This is a genomic window from Metapseudomonas boanensis (assembly GCF_018704125.1).
GTDB classification, from domain to species: domain Bacteria; phylum Pseudomonadota; class Gammaproteobacteria; order Pseudomonadales; family Pseudomonadaceae; genus Metapseudomonas; species Metapseudomonas boanensis.
In genome coordinates this window covers 151,184-172,558 of sequence record NZ_JAGTIS010000009.1, presented here as the reverse complement: position 1 = coordinate 172,558, position 21,375 = coordinate 151,184, and the positions used below count along the sequence as shown (strand labels likewise).

The window sequence follows — 21,375 nt, the reverse complement described above, 5'->3', positions numbered from 1 at the left end:
GCCCATGGGCCGCCTGGAACGCGGCTTGAACTGGCGTAGCGCGCTGCTCGTTACGCTCCTCCTCCTCGCGGGCGCGCTCCAGGCTGCCGAGCCGGGCCGCGCTGCGGTCGCCACGCCCAATCCCGCCGCCACAGTGGCCGGCATGGAGACGCTGAACCAGGGCGGCAACGCCTTCGACGCTGCGGTTGCCATCAGCGCGGCGCTGGCCGTAGCCGAGCCCTATGGGTCAGGCCTGGGCGGTGGCGGCTTCTTCCTCCTGCGCCAGGCCGGTGCCAAAACCGTCTATCGCTTTCTCGATGCGCGCGAACGTGCACCGCGCGCCGCCCATGCCAAGCTCTACAAGCGTGATGGCAGGATCCAGGACGGCCTCTCCCTCGACGGGCCACTGGCAGCAGCCATCCCCGGCCTGCCCGCCGCGCTGGTGGACCTGGCCGGACACTACGGGCGCCTGCCCCTCAATGACAGCCTGACCCCGGCCATCCGCCTGGCGCGTGACGGCATCTCCGTCGATCGCATCTACCGTGAGCGCGCCAGTTGGCGTCTCGCAGCCCTGCGCGATGACCCGGAAAGCGCTCGCCTGTTCCTCGACCACCGCGGCGAGATCCCGGAAGAATTCAGCCTGCTGCGCCAACCGGACCTGGCCGACACCCTTGAGCACATCGCCCGCTATGGCAAGGCCGGCTTCTATGCCGGACACACCGCCGAGAAGATGGTGCAAAGTGTGCGCGCCGCCGGCGGAATCTGGACCCTGACCGACCTCGCCGACTACCGGACGGTAGAGCGACAGCCGATCCGTTTCAGCCTTGCCGAAGGCCGCGAACTGATCAGCGCACCGCCACCCTCGGCAGGCGGCATTGCCTTGGCGCAGAGCCTGGCAATGCTGCAACAACTGCCCTGGCAGAAAGCCGACCGCATTCAGCGCACCCATTACGTTGTTGAAGTGCTGCGCCGCGCCTACCGCGACCGGGGCTTGCTTGGCGACCCGGACTTTGTCCGCATCCCCACGAACAAGCTGCTCGACGCCGGATACCTGAAAGCCCTGGCAGCGGGCATCGACTCCCGCCGCGCCACCCCGAGCAGCAGCCTGCCGCCCTCCCCGCCCTGGAGCGAGGGCGATCACACCACCCACTTCACGGTGATCGACAAGGACGGCAACGCCGTGGCCGCCACCCTATCGATCAACCTGCCCTTCGGTGCGGCTTTCACGGTGCCCGAAACCGGCGTGCTGCTGAATGACGAGATGGACGACTTCGCCGCAGACCCAGGCGGTGCCAATGCCTACGGGCTGGCCGGCAGTCAGGCCAATGCCATCGCCGCCGGAAAGCGCCCGCTTTCGAGCATGAGCCCCACGTTCATCGAGAGCGAGCAGGAATTCGCCGCGTTCGGCACCCCCGGCGGCAGCCGAATTCCCAGCATGGTGCTGCTATCGGTCCTGGAATACCTGAGTGGCCAGCCGGTAGCCCGCTGGCCTGCCGTAGCGCGCTATCACCACCAGTACCTGCCCGACCAGATCGAGCATGAGCCCGGTGCCTTCAGCGCCAGCGAAAGCGCCGAACTGCGAGCCCGCGGCTACAGCCTCAAGCCGCTGGAACGCAACTATGGCAACCAGCAGGTGTTGTTCTGGAACAAGGCCAAGCGCACCCTCGAGGCCGCCAGCGACCCGCGCGGCCTGGGCCTTTCCGAGGTGCTCATGACGCCCATAACGGCGGAGTGATCTCACGTCCGCAGGGCGGGCCGTCGCGCGCCCCTACAACACGATCAACGACTCCTCATCCTGGCCGACCCTGCGCAGCTCGCGGAACAGTTCCTGCCCCTCGCTCAGCATCAGCACATTGCGCAGGCTCTGGAAGATCCGACTGGCATAGCCCAGGTCGTTCATCAATGAGCTGGTCTGGAAGCCATCCAGTTCCTGGCGACGCACGGCGGCGAACAGCCGGGTACGGAACCCGCCATCGAAGTGCGCGGCCTTCTCGTCCAGGGCGGCCAGGCGTGACTGCCACAGCTCCTCAGGCAGCTCAGTGCGCGCCAGTTCCCGCAGTTCGTGGAGCAATGCCAGCAAGTTGCGACGCAGATCCACATAGGCATCGCGGGCAGCCGAAGGCTCCGCGTCCAGATAGCGCCCAAGATTCTTCTGCAGGTGCTTGGCATCCTTTACCGCATCTACCAACTGCAGGGCTGCGACCTGGCAGCCGACCCAGAACTGCTGGTGGGCCTCATCCATCGGCAGGTCGAGACGCCCCATGAAGCTCAGCAGGTCGCCGTAGACGCCCTTGATGTGGCGTTGATAGAGGGATTCAGCATCCAGGTGATGGCGCTCGGGCCTTGCCTGAAGCAGGTGCTCGTCAGGATGAGCATGCGTCAACTGGTCCACGGGCAGGTACAAGGCGTGGCAGATCACCTCCACGCTCAGCCGGCTAAGGTGCTGCAGCTCGCGGACCACTGCGCTGGCCGCGGCGTCCACCGAATCCAGCGCCCGCTCGTTCAGGTAACGCGCGCGCGTGCGTTCGGGCTCTTCTGTGCCCACGGCCAACTCGGTGATCAGCACCCGGGGCTCTTCGCGCTCTGGCAGCCAGCGCACCAGCCAAAGCGCAAGGCGCTCCTGCAGGGGCCAGAACAGCACCACGCCCATGGCATTGATCAGACTGTGGAACATGGCCAGCTGGATCAGTTCGTTGCCGGCCAGCCGCGTCAGTGCAGCCAGGTAGCCAACCAGCCAGGCCAGCGGTGAAAGCAGAGCAAAGGCCAGGCTGCAGGTCACCACGTTGAATAACACATGAGCCAGGGCCAGGCGCTGGCCGCTGCGGTTGCCACCGAGCGAACCGACGAAGGCCGTGGTGACACTGCTGCCGATGTTCGAACCGATGGCAATGGCCAGGGCCTGGCCCAGTTCCAACTGTCCGCCGGCCAGCGCTGCAAGGGTCAGCATCAGGGCCGCATGGCTGGATTGCAGCACCACGGTCACCAGCAGGCCGACCAGCGCGAACAACAGGTTACCGAGCAGCCCATCCGCCTGGTACGCGGTCATGTCCAAGCCTTCGCCGAAACTGGAGAAGCCATCCTTGATCTGGTCGATACCGAGGAAGATGAAGGCTATTCCCAGCACGATGCGCCCGGCAGCCTTGCTTTTCTCACCCACGAAGCCACCCATTACGCCGAACACCAGCAGAGGCAATGCCAAGGGACTGAGACTGAGATTCTGCCCGGCCAGGGCCAGCAGCCAGATGCCGCTGGTGGCGCCGAGGTTGGCGCCGAAGAGGATGGCGATGCCCCCGGCAAGCTGGATCAGCCCGGTGCTGATGAAGGCAATGGTCAGCAGCGATACCAGCGTGCTGGACTGCAGCAACAGCGTGCCGCAGATGCCAAACATCAGGCCCTTGAACGGCGTGGCCGTGCTGCGGGCAAGCAACCGCTCGAGCTTGCTGCCTGCCAGTTGCCGCAGCCCCTCCTCCAGGCACTGCATGCCGAACAGGAACAGCGCCAGGCCGGCGCAGAGCTGCAGCCAGCCGGAGCTGAACCAGAAGCTGCTGGCCATGGCGACAGAGGCCAGCACCAGCAAGATGATGCGCGGATAGTCCTTCACCGGTGAAATGTCCCTCACGAAACCGAGCCCTTGCTATTACTCCACGCAAGGCCGGTACGGCAAGGAGGATGACGCACCGAAACGCCGACGGCCCCCGCCCCGATGGGGCCGGGGGCCGTCGTCATGGACCCGAGTCCGGGGTCAGTCTGCCCTGTAGCCGCTGACTGCGCAGCCCAGACAACGGACGAAGGTTTCCTTGGCCGGCACCACCACCAGTTCCTGTGCAGCCTCACCCACATTCCCGCCCAGCGCGGAGAACGGCAGGCTGATGATGAACAGGCCGGTGCCAATGACGGTCGCAGCGAGCAGCATGGGACGGGCGATCAGGATGTCGCCGACCATGCGGTAACCCGCGGGCGCGTTGGCGGTATACATCGGGTCGCCGCTGACGTTTTCCTGCACCACTTCCGCGTGAGCCGGCAGCGCCAGCAGGCCAGTGGTCAGCGCCAGGACAGCAGCGGAAGTGCGAAACAGGTTCATGCGGGCGATCCTTCAGCAATTGGGTATGGACAGAACTATATCAGCGCCGGGATGACGAACAGCGTGAAGGCCGTCAATCACCATGAAAAGCGTAGCCGGGTTTCTTCGGCACGTAGGGGCGATAGAACGCCAGCAGCCGCCGCAAGTCCTCCTGTTCGTCGCCGCTGGGCCAGAACGGCTCGCCGATCACCACCCGCCGGTTGGCGTAGTCCAGCGCTGCCGGGATTATGGGCACTCCGGCACCGCGGGCGATGTGGTAGAACCCCATCTTCCAGCGCTCCACGCGCTTGCGGGTGCCTTCCGGAGAAATCACCAGCATGAACTGCGGGTGCTGCCTGAATCCATCGATGGCCTGCTCCACCATGTTCAGCTTGAGGTGACGCCGAATCGGCACGCCGCCCCAACTCTGCAGCAGATGGGCGAAGGGCCAGCGGAAAATGGTGTGCTTGCCGAACCAGCGCGCATTCAGGCGCAGGACGAACTTAACGGCGAGGAAAATCACAAAATCCCAGTTGGAGGTGTGGTGGGCGCCGATCACCACGAATTTGTCGAGGGCCGGCAGCTGTCCCTCGATCCGCCAGCCCATGAGCCTTAGCACGCCATGGCCAACCGCTTCGGCGAAGCGATTGCGCGGCAGGTAGTTCCCATTCATTTCAGATCTGCTTGCTTGTTGTTATTGGATATCGCAGGCCTCCAGACTAGAGGCCTGGTCAGGAATCAGCGCTGGCAGCGAGGGCAATAGACGCTGGCACGCTGGCCCAGACGCACTTCGCGCAGGGTCGAACCGCACTGCTTGCAGAACTCGCCACCACGGCCGTAGACGAACAGCTCCTGCTGGAAGTACCCAGGCTTGCCGTCACCGCCGACGAAGTCGCGCAGGGTGGTGCCACCACATTCGATGGCTTGGGCGAGGATGCGTTTGATCTCGTCGGCGAGCTTCAGATAACGCGCACGGGAAATCGAACCAGCCTCGCGGCGCGGGTCGATGCCTGCAGCGAACAATGCCTCGCTAGCGTAGATGTTGCCTACCCCGACCACTACGGCGTTATCCATGATGAACGGCTTGACCGCCATGCTGCGCCCACGCGACAGCTGATACAGGCGCTCACCGTCGAACAGGCCAGTCAAAGGTTCCGGCCCCAGATGGCGGAGCAGCTCGTGATTGAGCGGATCGTCGCTCCAGAGCAGCGCGCCGAAGCGGCGTGGATCGGTGTAGCGCAACGCCAGGCCCGACTCCAGTTCGATATCCACATGCTCGTGCTTGGCCGCCGGCAGCCCGGCCTCCACCAGCCTGAGGCTCCCGGACATGCCCAGGTGGCTGATCAGGGTGCCCACCTCGGCTTCCAGCAGAAGGTACTTGGCACGCCGCTCGACATGCAGGATGAGCTGGCCGGAGAGGCGCACATCCAGGTCCTCGGGGATCGGCCAGCGCAGGCGACGCTCGCGGATGATCACGCGGCTGACGCGCTGCCCTTCCAGGAAGGGTGCGATACCGCGGCGGGTCGTCTCGACTTCGGGCAATTCAGGCATCAGGAATCTCGGGGTTCAGTAGAGGCATACGTGGATGACCTTGTAGGAGCAAGCTGGCTCACGAACCGCTTCGCGCCGAGCCTCTTCGCGAGCAAGAACTCGGCGTCCCCCTCGCTCCTACATCAGCTGCAGCGGGGCCGGTCCAGTTCAGCTCACGCCCAATTCGCGGATACTTTCCTTGAGGTTCTCGAAGTCGTACTCGGAAAGGCCGACGTAGTCCAGCACCAGGGTGCTGATGCTCTGCCATTCGTAATCTTCGGCCTGGTTGCCCAGCACCAGGTGCGACGCGCAGACATGCTCCGCCATCTTCAGGATCGCCAGCAGCGTCTTCAACTGTGCCTCACTGCCCGTGTCGTCGTTGAAGATCGACAGCGCATTGTGATGGTTGGCGATAGCCTCGCAAAGGTGCTCGGGCAGGCGCCAGGAACGCGCGGTGAAATAGCCCACCACCGCGTGATTGGTGTTCAGCAGACGATTTTCGGTGTCGACCACGCGGCGCTCAGGGCCGGCGCATGCGTAGGCCTCTTCCAGCACCATCATGTAGTCGGGGAAGCGCTTGAGCATCAGCGGGATGCCACAGTTGTGGAATAGGCCCAATGCGTAGGCCTCGTCCGGCGACTGGTAGCCGATACGCTTGGCCAGGGTCAGGCTGGTCATGGCCACGTCCTGTGCGGTGTCCCAGAAGCGGTTCAGGGTGACGATGGTTTCGTCGCTCATCTCGCCCTTGATCGACTGCGCGTTGATCAGGTTGACCACGGTGTTGCAGCCGAGCAGGTTGACCGCCTGCTGGATCGAGGCGATGCGGTTGGTCAGGCCGAAGAACGGCGAGTTGACGATCTTCAGCAACGCGCCGGACAGGCCCGGGTCCTGGCCGATCAAGCGAGCGATGGTCTTCAGGTCGGGATGGGGCATGACCTGCTCCATCTGCAAGTCGACCATGATCTGCGGTTGCGGCGGCACGCTGATGCCTTGCAGGACCTGAAGAATCTGTTCCGCGGAAAGTTCTTGAGCCATTGGGATGTGCGAAAGGATGACCGAGGCCACAGTCTAACTGGTTGCCCGCGGCCATGGCGCGGGTAACCACGGAATTTTCCAGCCCCGAACGCCTCCTCCAAGGCCGCCGGGCGGGCTCCGGTGCAGGGGCCTGCTGAGGTATAATCCCGGCCTTTTTTCCGGAGAGCGACACATGTCCCTGCCCAGCCTGCGCCTCAAAGCCAATGCCGATCGACGCCTGCGCGCCGGCCACCTGTGGGTCTACAGCAACGAAGTCGACGTGGTCGCCACACCGCTGAACGCCTTCGCTCCAGGTGACCAGGCCGTGCTCGAAGCCGCTGGCGGCAAGCCGCTGGGCATCGTCGCGATCAGCCCGAACAACCTGATCTGCGCCCGCCTGATGTCCCGCGACGTCAAGCACACGCTCGACAAGTCGCTGCTGGTGCATCGCATCAACGTCGCCCTCAGCCTGCGCGAGCGCCTGTTCGACAAGCCCTTCTACCGTCTGGTCTACGGCGACTCCGACCTGCTGCCGGGCCTTGTGGTGGACCGCTTCGGTGACATCCTCGTGGTGCAACTCGCCTCCGCCGCCATGGAGCGCAACAAGGACGCCGTCCTCGAAGCCCTGGTGCAGGTCCTCACGCCGCGCGGCGTGCTCTGGAAGAACGACTCCAGCGCCCGCGATGCCGAGGGCCTGGAGCGCTACGTCGACACCGCCTTCGGCGTGGTGCCGGAGTGGGTCGCGCTGGAAGAGAATGGCGTGAAGTTCGAAGCCCCGGTGCTGGAAGGCCAGAAGACCGGCTGGTTCTACGACCACCGCATGAACCGTGCACGCCTGGCGCCCTACGTGAAGGGCAAGCGCGTACTCGACCTGTTCAGCTACATCGGCGGCTGGGGCGTGCAAGCCGCAGCCTTCGGTGCAACCGAGGTGATGTGTGTGGATGCCTCAGGCTTCGCCCTTGATGGCGTCGAGCGCAACGCTGCGCTGAACGGCCTGTCCGAGCAGGTCGCGTGCGTCGAAGGCGACGTGTTCGAAGCCCTCAAGGAGTTGAAAGCAGCTGAAGAACGTTTCGACGTGGTCATCGCCGACCCGCCCGCGTTCATCAAGCGCAAGAAGGACCTGAAGAACGGGGAAGCCGCCTACCGCCGCCTGAACGAGCAAGCCATGCGCCTGCTGAACAAGGATGGCATCCTGGTCAGCGCCTCCTGCTCGATGCACCTGCCGGAAGACGACCTGCAGAATATCCTGCTCTCCAGCGCCCGCCACCTGGACCGCAACATGCAACTGCTGGAACGCGGCGGCCAGGGCCCCGACCACCCGGTGCACCCGGCCATTGCCGAGACCCGCTACATCAAGAGCCTGACCTGCCGCCTGCTACCAAACAGCTGACCGCCAAGCGCTCGTAGGTTGTGTTGAGCGAAGCGAAGCCCAACGATCCCGGCTAGATCCAGCGTTGGGCTTCGCAGGCTCAGACCAGCGTGACCCGCACCAACCCACGGCAGGCCTTCGGCCTGCTTGGCGATTGAGTTCGTTCCTACGGGGTTTGACTCTATTGCGCGCGTATCCACCGATCAATGCAGGATCTGCGCAAGGAAGGCCCTGGCCCGCTCGCTTTTCGGCGCATTGAAGAAGGATTCCGGCGGGCTGTCTTCGACGATGCTGCCGCCTTCCAGAAACAACACCCGCTCGGCCACCTGCCGGGCAAAGCCCATCTCGTGGGTCACGCAGAGCATGGTCATGCCGCTGCCGGCCAGCTTCACCATCACATCCAGCACCTCGCCGACCATTTCCGGGTCCAGCGCGGAGGTGGGCTCGTCGAACAGCATGATCTTCGGCTCCATGCACAGCGCCCGGGCAATCGCAACGCGTTGCTGCTGACCGCCGGAGAGCTGGCTGGGGTACTTGTGCGCCTGGCTTTCGATGCCGACCTTGCGCAGGAATTCGCGGGCTCTCTCCTCGGCCTGGGCGCGGGACAGGCCGCGAACGGACATGGGTGCAAGAATGCAGTTATCCAGCACGCTCATGTGCGGGAACAGGTTGAAGTGCTGGAACACCATGCCGACGTCACGCAACACCTCGCTACTGCGCGACGACTCATTCATCAGGTCGCAGCCGTTGACGACGATGCGGCCGCCACTGGCACTTTCCAGGCGGTTGATACAGCGGATCAAGGTGGACTTGCCGGAGCCGGACGGCCCGCACAGCACAATGCGCTCCCCCTGTCGCACGACCAGGTCGATGCCCTTGAGCACCTGGAAGTCGCCATAGCTTTTCTGCAGCCCCTCGATCACTACGGCAGCTGGCTTCGCCACGCTGGCCAGATGGGGTTGCGGGGTACTGGCGGTTTTCATGCTCGATAACATTTTCTTGTCCTCTTTGTCAGGTATCGGCAGTTGTAGGCCGGCAAGGCGCCGGCGCTGAAGCCACCGCGCAGAGCGCGGTGGCGGAGCGTTCAGATCAGGATCGGGCTCCTAGGCGAAGCGTTGCGCGCCAAAGGGCGCCGGATTGGTGAAGGTCTTGGCGCCGGTGATCATCTCCGCCAGCAAGCGACCGCTGACCGGTCCCAGGGTCAGGCCGTGATGGGCGTGGCCGAAGTTGAACCACAAGCCAGGGTGGCCGGGCGCCGGGCCGATCACCGGGCGCATGTCCGGCAGGCAGGGGCGGCGGCCAAGCCAGGGCTCGGCATCCAAGCGCTCGCCAAGGGGGAACAGTTCGCGGGCCAGGCGTTCGGCACGGCGCAGCTGGATTTCGTTGCCCGGCGCTTCAGGAGCGGCAAACTCGATGCCAGTGGTCAGGCGAATACCACGCGCCATGGGCGCCAGCACGTAGCCGCCCAGGCTGTCGCAGACCGAATGCTCCAGCACCGCGCCCGACTGGGCCGCGTAATGCATGTGGTAGCCGCGCTTGATCGCCAGCGGAATCCGGTAGCCCAGCTCACGGAACACCGTGGCCGACTGCGGGCCCAGCGCCACGACCGCCTCGCGGCCCTGGATCTCGCGTCCCTCGGCCGTTACGCACCAACCCCCGACCTGCTGACGCAGGGTCGAGGCGTTGCCCTTGAGCAGACGACCGCCGCGGCGCACGAACAGGTCGGAGTAGCCGCGCACCAATGCGCCCGGATCGAGGACAGTCTTGGGGTCGTGCCAGTGGATGCCGCCGGCCACGACATTCCCCAGATGCGGCTCGCGCTTGTGCAACTCCGCGGCACCGAGCACTTCGTAACGCAAGCCGAAGCGATCCAGCGCCCGTGCCTCGTCCCCGGCCTGGGCCAGGGCTTGGGGGCTGCGGTAGACATCCATCCAACCACGCGCGCGGATCAGGTGACCGAGCCCAGCCTCTTCAACCAGGTGGTCATGCTCGTCGACGCAACGTTCCACCAGCGGCAGCATGGCCTGCGCGGCCTGCTCCAGCAGGCGTGCCGAGGAGTGGTGCCAATAGGATGCCAGCCAGGGGGCGATCCTGGGCAGGAAGGACGGGCTGTAGCGCACGTCAGGCTGGCGGTTCAGGCCATAGCGCAGCAGCGCCGCGAAGCTGCGCGGAAAGGCATAGGGCATCACACTGGAACGCTCGATCAGGCCGGCGTTGCCGTGGCTGGTACCCGAACCGGGCTCGGCGCGGTCGACCAGGCAGACGTCGCGACCGCGCGCCTGCAGGTGGAGGGCAGTGGAAACGCCGACGATGCCGGCGCCGAGGACGATGATGTCGCAGTCCATGGAAAGTCCTTCGGTGAGCTCTCTTGGTGGAGCTGAGATTGGAAAGTGCCTAGTTCAGGTGCCGACCCAGGCGCGCTTCGGCGAACACCAGGGCACGTCGCAGCAGCTCGACGACCGCCAGGTAAAGCACCGCCGCCCAGAGGTAGATCTGGAAGTCGAATGTGCGCGAGAAGCCGGCCTTGGCCACGCCCATCAGGTCGTGGATGGTGACCAGCGAGGCGATGGCGCTGGCCTTGATCATCAGGATCAGCTCGTTGCCCAGCGGCCCGATGGCGACCAGCATCGATTGCGGCAACACCACCTTGAAGAAGGTCGTGGTGCGACTGAGCCCAAGCGCCGAGGCTGCCTCGTACTGGCCGGGGGCGATCGCCAGCAGGCTGCCGCGGAAGATCTCCGCCTGGTAGGCGGCGGTGTTCAGGGTGAAGGCCAGCAGCGCGCAGTACCAGGCGTCGCGGAAGAACCACCAGAGGCCCACGTCCTGCCAGAACTCGCGGAACGAGCCCACGCCGTAATAGAGCAGGAACAATTGCGCCAGCAACGGCGAGCCACGGAACAGGTAGATATAACCGCTGCTGAAACCGCGCAGCACACGGTTGCCGGAGGTGCGCGCCAGCGCCAGCAACAAGCCCAGGACCATTCCCAGGCTGAAGGAGATCGCTACCAGCTTGGCGGTCACCAACAGGCCGTCGAAGAGACGTAGGCCGTAGCGCTCAAACAGTTCAGGGTCGACGAAGAAATGCAGGAATTCGCTCATGCACGCTGGCTCCTGTGACCGAGGCTATAGCGCTTCTCGGCATAGCTGAAGACCCGCCCGGACAGCGAGGAGAAGAACAGGTAGATCAAGCAGGCGCAGATGTAGAAGAGCATCGGTTCCTTGGTGGCGCTGACCGCCAGGTTGGTCTGGCGCATCACATCCACCAGGGAGATGGTGGAAACCAGCGAAGTGTCCTTGAGCAGGCTCAGCCAGTTATTCGACAGGCCCGGCAGGGCAACCCGCAGCAACTGCGGCAGAATCACCTTGAAGAAAGTGGCGCGCCGCGACAACCCGAGGACCTTGGCCGCCTCGTACTGGCCCTTGCCGACCACCTTGAAGGCGGCCAGCCAGACTTGGCTGGAGAAGGCGGCGAACACCAGGCTGAAAGCGATCATCGCAGCGAAGAAGGCGTTGATGGTCACCTCGGTCTGGTGGCCGAAGTGCGCCAGCAGCTTCTGCGCGCCAATCTGGCAGCCGTAGTAGACGATCAGGAGCGTGAGCAGCTCCGGCAGCCCACGGAACACCGTGGCGAATGCTGAAGCGAGACTGCGGACGAAGCGCCGCTGCGAGCGCGCCCCGAGGGCGACACCCAGCCCCAGCGACAAACCGAGGGGCAGGCAGGCGAGCGCCAGTGAAATCGTGACCAGGGCGCCGGCCAGCAGGGCCATGCCCCAGCCGCCCTCGCCGAGGGAGAGAAGAGCCAACTGCTCGAACATGGTTCAGGCCTCGCATCGAGGTGCCCGGCCGGAGCCGGGCACGCAGCGGACGATCAATAGATGTCGAAGGGGAAGTAACGGCTGGCGATCTGCTTGTAGGTGCCGTCGGCGATGATCTCGGCCAGGGCTTTGTTCAGGCGCTCGCGCAGGGCGTTGTCGTCCTGACGTACGGCGATGGCCACGTCGTCGTCGGTCTCCTGGATGTCACCGAGCAGCTTGCAGCAATCCTTGCCGTCCTTCGCCAGCCAGTCGAGCAGCGGGAATTTGTCGTGCACCAGCGCGTCCAGGCGGCCGTTGTTCAGGTCGGCATTGGCCTCGTCCTGCGAGGGGTACAGCTTGACCTCCGCGCCCGCCGCGCCGAACACGTCCTCGGCGTACATGCCCTGGGTTGTGGACGACTGGGCGCCGACCACCAGGCCCTTGAAGCTCTCGGGGCGAGTGTCCTGCACGGTCGCACCCTTGGCCACGGCCACCGCCAGCTTGGTGCGGTAGTAACGGTCGGTGAAGGCCACCTTCTTCTGGCGCTCCTCGGTTATCACCATCGAGGCGACCACGGCGTCGTATTTCTTCGCCAGCAAAGCGGGAATGATGCCGTCCCAGTCCTGGGCGACCAGCTCGCACTCGACCTTCATCTTCGCGCACAGGGCGTTGGCGATGTCGACGTCGAAGCCGTGCAGCTGGTTATTCGAATCCACGTAGTTGAAGGGCGGGTAGGCGCCTTCTGTCGCGATGCGTACGGTTTCGGCCTGCGCCGTCGCCACTGCGCCGCAAAGTGCCAAGGTGGCCATTGCCAAACGGGTGAGTCGTTTCATCTGTGCTCCCTCTTTTTTGGGTTTGTTCTATCTGCAAGAGCGGGTGAGGAGGTGTAGCCAACAAACTCGTTGTGCAGGGCAGCGACGGACTCCAATCGCTGCTCGACATCAGGCCCGAGGCACTTGAAGACGTCGTTGAGCAGCAGGTTGACCAGCGACAGCATCGGCCCCGTGGATTCCCAGAACAGGTTCAGATCGGTCGGCACACGGAACACTTCATCCGCGTTCTGTTCCGCCCAATCGCAGTAGTCGTCAGTGACCAGGGTCACCGGAATGCCCGCCTCGCGCGCACGGCGGCAGAGGATCAGGGCGTGCTGGGAGTAGCGCCGGGCCTCGAAGACCACCAGCGCCGCTTGCCCGGGCGCACTCAGCAGCACGTCGCCGTAGTAACCGGACGAACCATCGACCAGGTGCACGCCATCGCGCAGGTATTGCAGCAGGTGGACGAACGATACGGAGATGCCGCGCTCGGTCTGGAAACCCGCGGCGTACACGCGCGGCACTGTCGCCAGGCGCTCGCACACGGCGCGCCACTGCGGTGTGCGGGTGTGTTCATAGACACGCATCAGTGCCGCCATCTCGCGCTCCAGGCTGGTGGAAAGCGCTTCATCCCCCGCCACTGCCTGCTGACGAAACTCCTTCAGCCGGTCGCCGATCAGCCAAGGACTATCGCCCAGGTCGCCCTTCAGGTCCGCCTTCATGGCCTTGAAATGGGCGTAACCGAGGGCACGGCAAAAGCGCCCGACCGTCGACTCGCTGAGGCCAAGCTTCTCGGCGATTGCCGCGGAGGTCTCGAACGGCAACTCCTGCAAGTTGGCCAGCATGTAGTTGGCAATCGCCCGTGAAGAGGCCGTCCTGGCGGACTGGCCGTCTTCGAGGCGTTGCTTGAGGGATCGATTCATGGGGACCTCCGGTTGCGGAGAAAAAATGATTGTTTTCTGTCATCAAGTCAACATTTGACAGATAACTTGCAAACTTTATGATGCGGAACCACCCCACCTAACGAGAACAAGACGATGCAGGCCAGCCATAGCGACCCGATCCACCTGTCCTTCAACGAGCTGCGCGACTTGCTCGCCAGCATCTTCGAACGCCACGGGACATCCGCGCAGGTCGCCGCCACCCTGGCCGACAACTGCGCCGCCGCGCAGCGCGACGGCTCCGACAGCCACGGCGTGTTCCGCATCCCCGGCTATCTGTCCTCATTGGGCAGCGGGTGGGTGAATGGCCGAGCCGAACCCAAGGTGGAGGACGTCGCACCGTCCTTCGTCCGTGTCGACGCCGGCGGCGGCTTCGCTCAGCCGGCCCTGGCAGCCGCCCGCGAACTGCTGCTCGCCAAGGTGCGCGAGTCCGGCATCGCCCTGCTGGCCATTCGCAACTCGCACCACTTCGCCGCGCTCTGGCCGGATGTCGAGCCCTTCGCCCGTGAAGGCCTGGTGGCACTGAGCTTCGTCAACAGCATGACCAGTGTGGTCCCCCACGGCGGCCATAGCGCCCTGTTCGGCACCAACCCCATCGCCTTCGCCGCACCGCGCGGCCAGGGCGACCCGCTGGTGTTCGACCTGGCCACCAGCGCCATTGCCAACGGCGACGTGCAGATCGCCGCTCGTGAGGGCAAGCAGCTGCCGGAAGGTTTTGGTGTGGATGCCCAGGGCCAGCCGACCCGCGACCCGAAGGCAATTCTCGACGGCGGCGCGCTGCTGCCATTCGGCGGCTACAAGGGCTCGGCCCTGTCGATGATGGTGGAGCTGCTCGCCGCAGCTTTGACCGGTGGCAACTTCTCCTTCGAGTTCGACTGGTCCGGGCACCCTGGTGCGCAAACGCCCTGGACGGGGCAGCTGCTTATCCTCATCGATCCCGACCGCGGCGCCAGCCGCTCCTTTGCCGAACGCTGCGAAACCTTGATCGCCCGCATGGCCGAAGCCGGCCAGGACCGCCAGCCGGGTGATCGCCGCTATCGCCAACGCGCCCGCGCCGAAGTGGAAGGCATCGCCCTGCCCGCCGGCGAACTGGCCAAGCTACGCGCCCTGGCCGGTCTCTGACCGGCTGGCACTGGCGCCTTTCCAGTGCAAAGCGGGCGGGGTTAGAATCGGGCATCCCTCGCCAGCTACCCTTCGGCAGGCCGAACGAGCCCATTGCTGGGGACGCGGAGACCCCGCCATCCCCGCCACGCTGCAGACGCGACCATCCTCGTGTCTGCAAGTGCATCCGGCTCGACACGCACATGACTCAAACCAGCGGGTCGTGCAGGACTCGCAACCGTATTCAGCCGCAGGAATCCCCATGCCCGACTATCGCTCGAAAACCTCCACCCACGGCCGCAACATGGCCGGCGCCCGCGCCCTGTGGCGCGCCACCGGGATGAAGGACGAAGACTTCAAGAAGCCGATCATCGCCATCGCCAACTCCTTCACCCAGTTCGTGCCCGGCCACGTGCACCTGAAGGACCTGGGTCAGCTGGTCGCCCGCGAGATCGAGAAAGCCGGTGGCGTGGCCAAGGAATTCAACACCATCGCCGTCGACGACGGCATCGCCATGGGCCATGACGGCATGCTCTATTCGCTGCCGAGCCGGGAGATCATTGCCGACTCCGTCGAGTACATGGTCAACGCCCACTGCGCCGACGCCATCGTCTGCATCTCCAACTGCGACAAGATCACCCCCGGCATGCTGATGGCCGCCCTGCGCCTGAACATCCCGGTCGTGTTCGTCTCCGGCGGTCCGATGGAAGCCGGCAAGACCAAGCTGGCCAACCACGGCCTCGACCTGGTGGACGCCATGGTCGCCGCTGCCGACGACTCCTGCTCCGACGAGAAGGTCGCCGAGTACGAGCGCAGCGCCTGCCCCACCTGCGGTTCCTGCTCCGGCATGTTCACCGCCAACTCGATGAACTGCCTGACTGAGGCCCTCGGCCTGGCACTGCCGGGCAACGGCTCCACCCTGGCCACCCACAGCGACCGCGAGCAGCTGTTCCTGCGCGCCGGCCGCCTGGCCGTGGAGCTCTGCCAGCGCTACTACGGCGAAGGCGACGACAGCGTGCTGCCGCGCAACGTTGCCAGCTTCAAGGCGTTCGAGAACGCCATGACCCTGGACATCGCCATGGGCGGCTCGACCAACACCATCCTGCACCTGCTGGCCGCCGCCCAGGAGGCGGAGATCGACTTCGACCTGCGCGACATCGATCGCCTGTCGCGCAAGGTGCCGCAGCTGTGCAAGGTGGCGCCGAACATCCAGAAGTACCACATGGAAGACGTGCACCGCGCCGGCGGCATCTTCAGCATCCTCGGCGAGCTGGCCCGGGGCGGCCTGCTGCACACCGACGTTCCGACCGTGCACAGCCCGAGCATGGCCGACGCCATTGCCCAGTGGGATATCACCCAGACCAATGACGAAGCCGTGCATACCTTCTTCAAGGCTGGCCCGGCAGGCATCCCGACCCAGACCGCATTCAGCCAGAGCACCCGCTGGGCGACCCTGGACGCCGACCGCGCTGAAGGCTGCATCCGCAGCGTCGAGCACGCCTACTCCCAGGAGGGCGGCCTGGCCGTGCTCTACGGCAACATCGCCCTCGACGGTTGTGTGGTGAAGACTGCGGGCGTGGACGAGTCGATCCACGTCTTCGAAGGCACGGCAAAGATCTTCGAAAGCCAGGACGCCGCGGTGAAGGGCATCCTCGCCGATGAAGTGAAGGCCGGCGACGTGGTGATCATTCGCTACGAAGGCCCGAAAGGTGGCCCGGGCATGCAGGAAATGCTCTACCCCACCAGCTACCTGAAGTCCAAGGGCCTGGGCAAGCAGTGCGCCCTGCTCACCGACGGCCGTTTCTCCGGTGGTACGTCAGGCCTGTCCATTGGCCATGCCTCGCCGGAAGCCGCCGCGGGCGGCGCCATCGGGCTGGTGGAAGACGGCGACAAGATCCATATCGACATCCACAACCGCACCATCCAGTTGCTGGTCAGCGATGAAGAGCTAGCGCACCGCCGCCACGCGCAGGACAAGAAAGGCTGGAAGCCCGCCGCACCGCGCGCGCGCAAGGTGTCCACCGCCCTCAAGGCCTACGCCCTGCTGGCGACCAGCGCCGACAAGGGCGCGGTGCGCAACAAGGCGATGCTCGGCGACTGATCACCGCTGCCCTGAAAAGCCCGGCGCCGCGCCGGGCTTTTTTGTGTGCGAGGCAAATCATTCGCGAAAGGACCGCAACGCGCCCGTAGGTGGGCGCTGAGCCTGGTACTGAGTCCCCTGGCCCCAGATCCATACCCGCCGAACCTGACCATTCAGATAGAATCGCTGCTTTTTTTTGCGGACTATCGCCATGAGTTCACTGGAAAAGCCCCCCGTCCTCGAGGCCAGCAACGAGCTGCTGTACGGCCTGGAAGACCGCCCCCGCCCACTGGCCGCCTTGCTGGCCGCGCTGCAGCATCTGCTGGCGATCATCGTCCCGATCGTCACGCCGGGCCTGCTGATCTGCCAGGCGCTCGGGGTCTCGGCGCGCGACACCAACCTGATCGTTTCCATGTCGCTGGTGGTTTCGGGTATCGCCACCTACGTCCAGTGCCGCCGCTTCGGCCCGTTCGGCGCCGGCTTGCTGATCGTCCAGGGCACCAGCTTCAACTTCGTCGGCCCGCTGATTGCCGGCGGTGCGCTGATGGTCAAGCAGGGCGCGCCGGTCGAAGGCGTCATGGCCGCGATCTTCGGCGTGGTGATGGCTGGCGCCTTCATCGAGATGGGCATCTCGCGCATCCTGCCGTTCGTCAAACGCCTGATCACTCCACTGGTAACCGGCATCGTGGTGCTGATGATCGGCCTCACCCTGATCAAGGTCGGCCTGATCAGCATGGGTGGCGGCTTTGCCGCCATGGGCAACGGCACCTTCGCCAACGGCGAGAATCTACTGCTGTCCGGCACCGTGCTGGCGGTGATCCTGCTGCTCAATCGCATCCCACTGGTGTGGATGCGCAGCTGTGCCATCGTCATCGCCCTGGTGGTCGGTTATGTGCTGGCCGGTTCCCTCGGCCGCCTGGACTTCAGCGGCATGCATGAAGCGCCGTTGCTCCAAGTCCCGGTGCCGCTGCACTTCGGGTTCGGCTTTTCCTGGTCGCTGTTCGTGCCGATGCTGGTGATCTATCTGGTCACCTCACTGGAAGCCATCGGCGACGTCACCGCCACCAGTAAGGTCTCGCGCCAGCCGGTGGAAGGCCCGCTGTGGATGCAACGGATCAAGGGTGGGGTGCTGGTGAATGGCGCCAACTCGCTGCTGGCGGGCATCTTCAACACCTTCCCCAGCTCGGTGTTCGCGCAGAACAACGGCGTGATTCAGCTGACCGGCATCGCCAGCCGCCATATCGGCCTGTGGATCGCCCTGATGCTGGTGCTGCTGGGCCTGTTCCCGGCGGTAGCCGGCGTGCTCCAGGCCATTCCCGAGCCGGTGCTGGGCGGCGCGGCCATGGTGATGTTCGGTGCCGTGGCCGCCTCGGGCATCAACATTCTCGCCGGTACCACCCTGGATCGCCGCGCGCTGCTGATCATCGCCGTGTCGCTGGCGCTGGGCCTGGGTGTGTCCCAGGTGCCGGAATTCCTCGCCCACATGCCGGCGGCCCTGCGCAACGTGCTGGAGTCCGGCGTGGCGACAGGCGGTCTCTGCGCCCTGCTGCTGAACTGGTTCCTGCCGGAAACCCCGGCGCAGCCTCGCTGAGTGGCAGAATGGGCCTCATCCACTGATGAGGCCCATCCCATGGCGTCCCTTCGCATCGGCCTGATCGCCGACACCCACAGCCTGCTCCGCCCCGAGGCCCTGGCCGCGTTGCGGGGCTGCGATCACATCCTCCATGCCGGCGACATCGGCAAGCCTGAGATCCTCGACACCTTGCGCGACCTGGCGCCTTTGACCGCGGTGCGCGGCAACAATGACAGGGACGACTGGGCCGAAGCGGTCAGCGAAGTGGAGGTCCTTCACCTGGACGAAGTGCAAATCTACCTGGTGCACGACCAGGCCGACATTCCCGCCGATTTGGCTGCACGTGGGATCAAGGTGGTGGTCACTGGCCATTCCCACAAACCACTGATAGCCGAACGCAACGGCCTGCTGCACATTAACCCCGGCAGTGCAGGGCCAAGGCGCTTCAAGCTGCCGGTATCGGTGGGAATGCTGGTGATCGAGGGGTGTCAGGTGCGGGCGGAGCTGATGGAGTTGCAAGTCTGATACAGCGCAGGGACAAGCTTTCCTGTGGGGGCGAATTCATTCGCTAAGGACTGAGCAGCAGTCCCTTGTGTTCATCAGGCAGGCCTTCGGCCTGCATAGCGAATGAATTCGCCCCCACAACAAGAGCAGACGGTGCAGAAGCTCAGCGCCGCTCCCACACCTCGAAGGCATAGGCCGGCGTCTCGGTCGTGGCTTCATGCTCGATGCTGGAGGCGAGGCGCCAGTCCTGCTCGGGCACTTCGGGGAACCAGGCATCCCCCTCCGGCGCCAGTTCCACACGGGTCAGATAGAGCCGGTCGGCCTGGGGCAGGCCTTGGGTATAGAGCTGGGCGCCGCCGATCAACATCACTTCCTCGACGTCTTCCTCACGCGCCCAGGCTTCAGCACGTTCGACGGCGGACGCGAGATTGGGGAAGACTTCAGCGCCCTCCAGCATCAGGCCCGGCTGGCGGCTGACCACCAGGTTGAGCCGGCCCGGCAACGGGCGACCCAGGGAGTCCCAGGTCTTGCGCCCCATGATGATCGGCTTGCCGAGGGTCATCGCCTTGAAATGTTTGAGGTCCGCCGGCAGGTGCCAGGGCAGTTGGTTGTCGCGGCCGATTACGCGGTTCTGCGCAAGGGCGGCGATGAGGCAGAGAGGGAGGGTCTTGTTCATGGCGGCGAGGATACCGGCTGCCGCAAAGGAGAGAAAGCCAACGGACGATGGGGCGCGGCCCGCTGGACCTGACCGTCCGGCGCCGGGCCAGCCGGTCGGTGACGCACAGGCTACACCCAGGGAAGGTCCAGGCGCTTTTTGCGCTGCCATTCGTCTACTTAGCGCTTTCTGACCAATAGATCAGATACCTGTTCCAGGAAAATCCACGCATCTGGCGGTGAATTAATGGAATTCGGCGAATTAACGCGCGAATAAAAATGTATACAAACCACTAGCCAATACTCCGATTAATTGTCTACAGTCGCCGAACAAAAACAAAAGCGAGAGCCCATCATGACCGCTCCATCCGCACATCCATCACCAACGCAACGCCCGGAAGACGAAAACCTCGGCATTGGCGCAAACCTCGCTTACGGTTTGCAGCATGTCCTGACCATGTACGGCGGCATCGTCGCGGTCCCTCTGATCATCGGCCAGGCCGCCGGGCTGTCGCCGGCGGACATCGGCCTGCTGATCGCTGCCTCGTTGTTCGCCGGCGGCCTGGCAACCCTGCTGCAGACCATCGGCCTGCCGTTCTTCGGCTGCCAACTGCCGCTGGTTCAGGGCGTCTCCTTCGCCGGCGTGGCGACCATGATCGCCATCATTGGCAGCGACGGCGCTGGCGGTATTCCCGCCGTACTGGGCGCGGTGATCGCGGCCTCGCTGATCGGCCTGCTGATCACCCCGGTGTTCTCGCGGATCACCAAGTTCTTCCCACCGCTCGTGACCGGCATCGTCATCACCACCATCGGCCTCACCCTGATGCCGGTAGCCGCGCGCTGGGCGATGGGCGGTAACAGCCAGTCGCCGGAATTCGGCAGCGTGTCCAACATCGGCCTGGCCGCCTTCACTCTGGGCACCGTGCTGCTGCTGAGCAAGCTGGGCAGCGCCAGCATCTCGCGCCTGTCGATACTGCTGGCGATGGTGATCGGCACCCTGGTCGCGGTGTTCTCCGGCATGGCCGATTTCTCCAAGGTGCTGGAAGGCCCGCTGGTGGCCCTGCCCACGCCGCTGCACTTCGGCATGCCGGAATTCCATATCGCGGCAATCCTGTCGATGCTGATCGTGATCATCGTCACCCTGGTGGAAACCTCGGCAGACATCCTCGCGGTGGGTGAAATCATCGGCACCAAGGTCGACTCCAAGCGCCTGGGCAACGGCCTGCGCGCTGACATGATCTCCAGCTCCCTGGCCCCGCTGTTCGGTTCCTTTACCCAGAGCGCGTTCGCCCAGAACGTCGGCCTGGTCGCCGTGACCGGCGTGAAGAGCCGCTACGTGGTGGCCACCGCTGGCCTGATCCTGGTGACCCTCGGCCTGCTGCCGGTGATGGGCCGCCTGATCGCCGCCGTCCCCACTTCTGTGCTGGGTGGCGCCGGTATCGTGCTGTTCGGCACCGTGGCCGCCTCGGGTATCCGTACCCTGGCGCAGGTGGACTACCGCAACAACATGAACCTGATCATCGTCGCTACCTCCATCGGCTTCGGCATGATCCCGATCGCGGCTCCGACCTTCTACCACCACTTCCCCGCCTGGTTCGAAACCATCTTCCACTCCGGCATCAGCTCGGCCGCCATCATGGCCATCCTGCTGAACCTCATCTTCAACCACTTGAAGGCCGGTAACTCGGACCAGCAGTCGGTGTTCGTCGCCGCCAACGAGCGCACCCTGCGCTACCAGGACATCGCCGCCCTGCACGAGGGCGACTATTTCCGCGACGGCAAGCTGTATGACTGCGACGGCAAGGAAGTGAAGGTCACCGACGAGGACGACCACCACGAGGCCGCAGCGCCACGGGTCAAGGTGGCGGCCAGCTCCCACAGCCACTGACAAGAAGGCCGGCGCAATGCGCCGGCCTTCTTGTATCGATGGGCCTCGCCGCAGCGGTTATCCTCTGGGCTCACCC

Annotated in this window: 19 protein-coding genes; 7 read left to right on the top strand and 12 right to left on the bottom strand. The window is 64.9% G+C overall.

What is annotated here, in order from left to right; genetic code table 11:
• Positions 1-4: 4 nt before the first annotated feature.
• Complete coding sequence (ggt, locus tag J7302_RS17185; protein ID WP_215377421.1) at positions 5-1,714, top strand: gamma-glutamyltransferase; 1,710 nt, start codon at positions 5-7, stop codon at positions 1,712-1,714.
• Positions 1,715-1,747: 33 nt separating this feature from the next.
• Here the strand turns inward: ggt and J7302_RS17180 are convergent, their stop codons facing one another.
• The 5 genes from J7302_RS17180 to J7302_RS17160 form a co-directional block, all read right to left on the bottom strand.
• On the bottom strand, positions 1,748-3,532 hold the full coding sequence (locus J7302_RS17180; RefSeq protein WP_215377542.1) for a Na/Pi cotransporter family protein: 1,785 nt from the start codon (positions 3,530-3,532) through the stop codon (positions 1,748-1,750).
• A gap of 189 nt (positions 3,533-3,721) precedes the next feature.
• Positions 3,722-4,060, bottom strand: a complete 339-nt coding sequence (locus J7302_RS17175) for a multidrug transporter (protein ID WP_215377419.1) — start codon at positions 4,058-4,060, stop codon at positions 3,722-3,724.
• Positions 4,061-4,133: 73 nt separating this feature from the next.
• Positions 4,134-4,712, bottom strand: a complete 579-nt coding sequence (locus J7302_RS17170) for a lysophospholipid acyltransferase family protein (protein WP_215377417.1) — start codon at positions 4,710-4,712, stop codon at positions 4,134-4,136.
• A gap of 65 nt (positions 4,713-4,777) precedes the next feature.
• Positions 4,778-5,590, bottom strand: a complete 813-nt coding sequence (gene mutM / locus J7302_RS17165) for a bifunctional DNA-formamidopyrimidine glycosylase/DNA-(apurinic or apyrimidinic site) lyase (protein ID WP_215377414.1) — start codon at positions 5,588-5,590, stop codon at positions 4,778-4,780.
• Between the two features lie 147 nt (positions 5,591-5,737).
• A complete protein-coding gene (locus tag J7302_RS17160) occupies positions 5,738-6,604 on the bottom strand; it encodes an HDOD domain-containing protein (RefSeq protein WP_251702117.1) in 867 nt (288 codons plus the stop codon).
• Positions 6,605-6,776: 172 nt separating this feature from the next.
• Here J7302_RS17160 and J7302_RS17155 point away from each other — a divergent pair, with 172 nt between their 5' ends.
• Positions 6,777-7,973: a class I SAM-dependent rRNA methyltransferase gene (locus tag J7302_RS17155; protein ID WP_215377412.1), complete on the top strand. Its 1,197-nt coding sequence runs from the start codon at positions 6,777-6,779 to the stop codon at positions 7,971-7,973.
• Positions 7,974-8,155: 182 nt separating this feature from the next.
• On the opposite strand, the gene J7302_RS17150 is transcribed toward J7302_RS17155, so the two are convergent.
• From J7302_RS17150 to J7302_RS17125, 6 genes are all read right to left on the bottom strand, one after another.
• Complete coding sequence (locus J7302_RS17150; RefSeq protein WP_215377409.1) at positions 8,156-8,935, bottom strand: amino acid ABC transporter ATP-binding protein; 780 nt, start codon at positions 8,933-8,935, stop codon at positions 8,156-8,158.
• A gap of 120 nt (positions 8,936-9,055) precedes the next feature.
• Positions 9,056-10,297, bottom strand: coding sequence for an FAD-dependent oxidoreductase (locus J7302_RS17145; RefSeq protein ID WP_215377407.1), 1,242 nt, complete (start codon positions 10,295-10,297; stop codon positions 9,056-9,058).
• Positions 10,298-10,346: 49 nt separating this feature from the next.
• Positions 10,347-11,051 carry an ABC transporter permease gene (locus J7302_RS17140; protein WP_215377405.1) on the bottom strand — a complete coding sequence of 235 codons (705 nt, stop codon included), beginning with the start codon at positions 11,049-11,051 and terminating at the stop codon, positions 10,347-10,349.
• Positions 11,048-11,767, bottom strand: a complete 720-nt coding sequence (locus J7302_RS17135) for an ABC transporter permease (protein WP_215377403.1) — start codon at positions 11,765-11,767, stop codon at positions 11,048-11,050. Before J7302_RS17135 ends, J7302_RS17140 begins: the two co-directional genes overlap by 4 nt.
• Positions 11,768-11,820: 53 nt before the next feature.
• On the bottom strand, positions 11,821-12,579 hold the full coding sequence (locus J7302_RS17130; protein ID WP_394359098.1) for an ABC transporter substrate-binding protein: 759 nt from the start codon (positions 12,577-12,579) through the stop codon (positions 11,821-11,823).
• A complete protein-coding gene (locus tag J7302_RS17125; RefSeq protein ID WP_215377401.1) occupies positions 12,576-13,481 on the bottom strand; it encodes a MurR/RpiR family transcriptional regulator in 906 nt (301 codons plus the stop codon). The genes J7302_RS17130 and J7302_RS17125 overlap by 4 nt, the downstream gene beginning before the upstream one ends.
• Positions 13,482-13,595: 114 nt before the next feature.
• Here J7302_RS17125 and J7302_RS17120 point away from each other — a divergent pair, with 114 nt between their 5' ends.
• The 4 genes from J7302_RS17120 to J7302_RS17105 all read left to right on the top strand — a co-directional run bounded on the left by J7302_RS17120 (position 13,596) and on the right by J7302_RS17105 (position 18,778).
• Entirely contained in the window at positions 13,596-14,621 is a 1,026-nt protein-coding gene (locus J7302_RS17120; protein WP_215377399.1) for an Ldh family oxidoreductase, read from the top strand.
• A 241-nt stretch (positions 14,622-14,862) separates the two neighbouring features.
• Entirely contained in the window at positions 14,863-16,701 is a 1,839-nt protein-coding gene (ilvD, locus tag J7302_RS17115) for a dihydroxy-acid dehydratase (protein WP_215377397.1), read from the top strand.
• Between the two features lie 190 nt (positions 16,702-16,891).
• Complete coding sequence (locus J7302_RS17110; RefSeq protein ID WP_215377394.1) at positions 16,892-18,271, top strand: nucleobase:cation symporter-2 family protein; 1,380 nt, start codon at positions 16,892-16,894, stop codon at positions 18,269-18,271.
• Between the two features lie 39 nt (positions 18,272-18,310).
• Positions 18,311-18,778 carry a metallophosphoesterase family protein gene (locus tag J7302_RS17105; RefSeq protein WP_215377392.1) on the top strand — a complete coding sequence of 156 codons (468 nt, stop codon included), beginning with the start codon at positions 18,311-18,313 and terminating at the stop codon, positions 18,776-18,778.
• Between the two features lie 142 nt (positions 18,779-18,920).
• Here J7302_RS17105 and J7302_RS17100 read toward each other — a convergent pair whose 3' ends face one another.
• A complete protein-coding gene (locus J7302_RS17100) occupies positions 18,921-19,433 on the bottom strand; it encodes a dihydrofolate reductase (protein ID WP_215377390.1) in 513 nt (170 codons plus the stop codon).
• A gap of 333 nt (positions 19,434-19,766) precedes the next feature.
• Here J7302_RS17100 and J7302_RS17095 point away from each other — a divergent pair, with 333 nt between their 5' ends.
• Entirely contained in the window at positions 19,767-21,299 is a 1,533-nt protein-coding gene (locus J7302_RS17095; RefSeq protein ID WP_215377388.1) for a nucleobase:cation symporter-2 family protein, read from the top strand.
• The last annotated feature ends 76 nt before the right edge of the window (positions 21,300-21,375 follow it).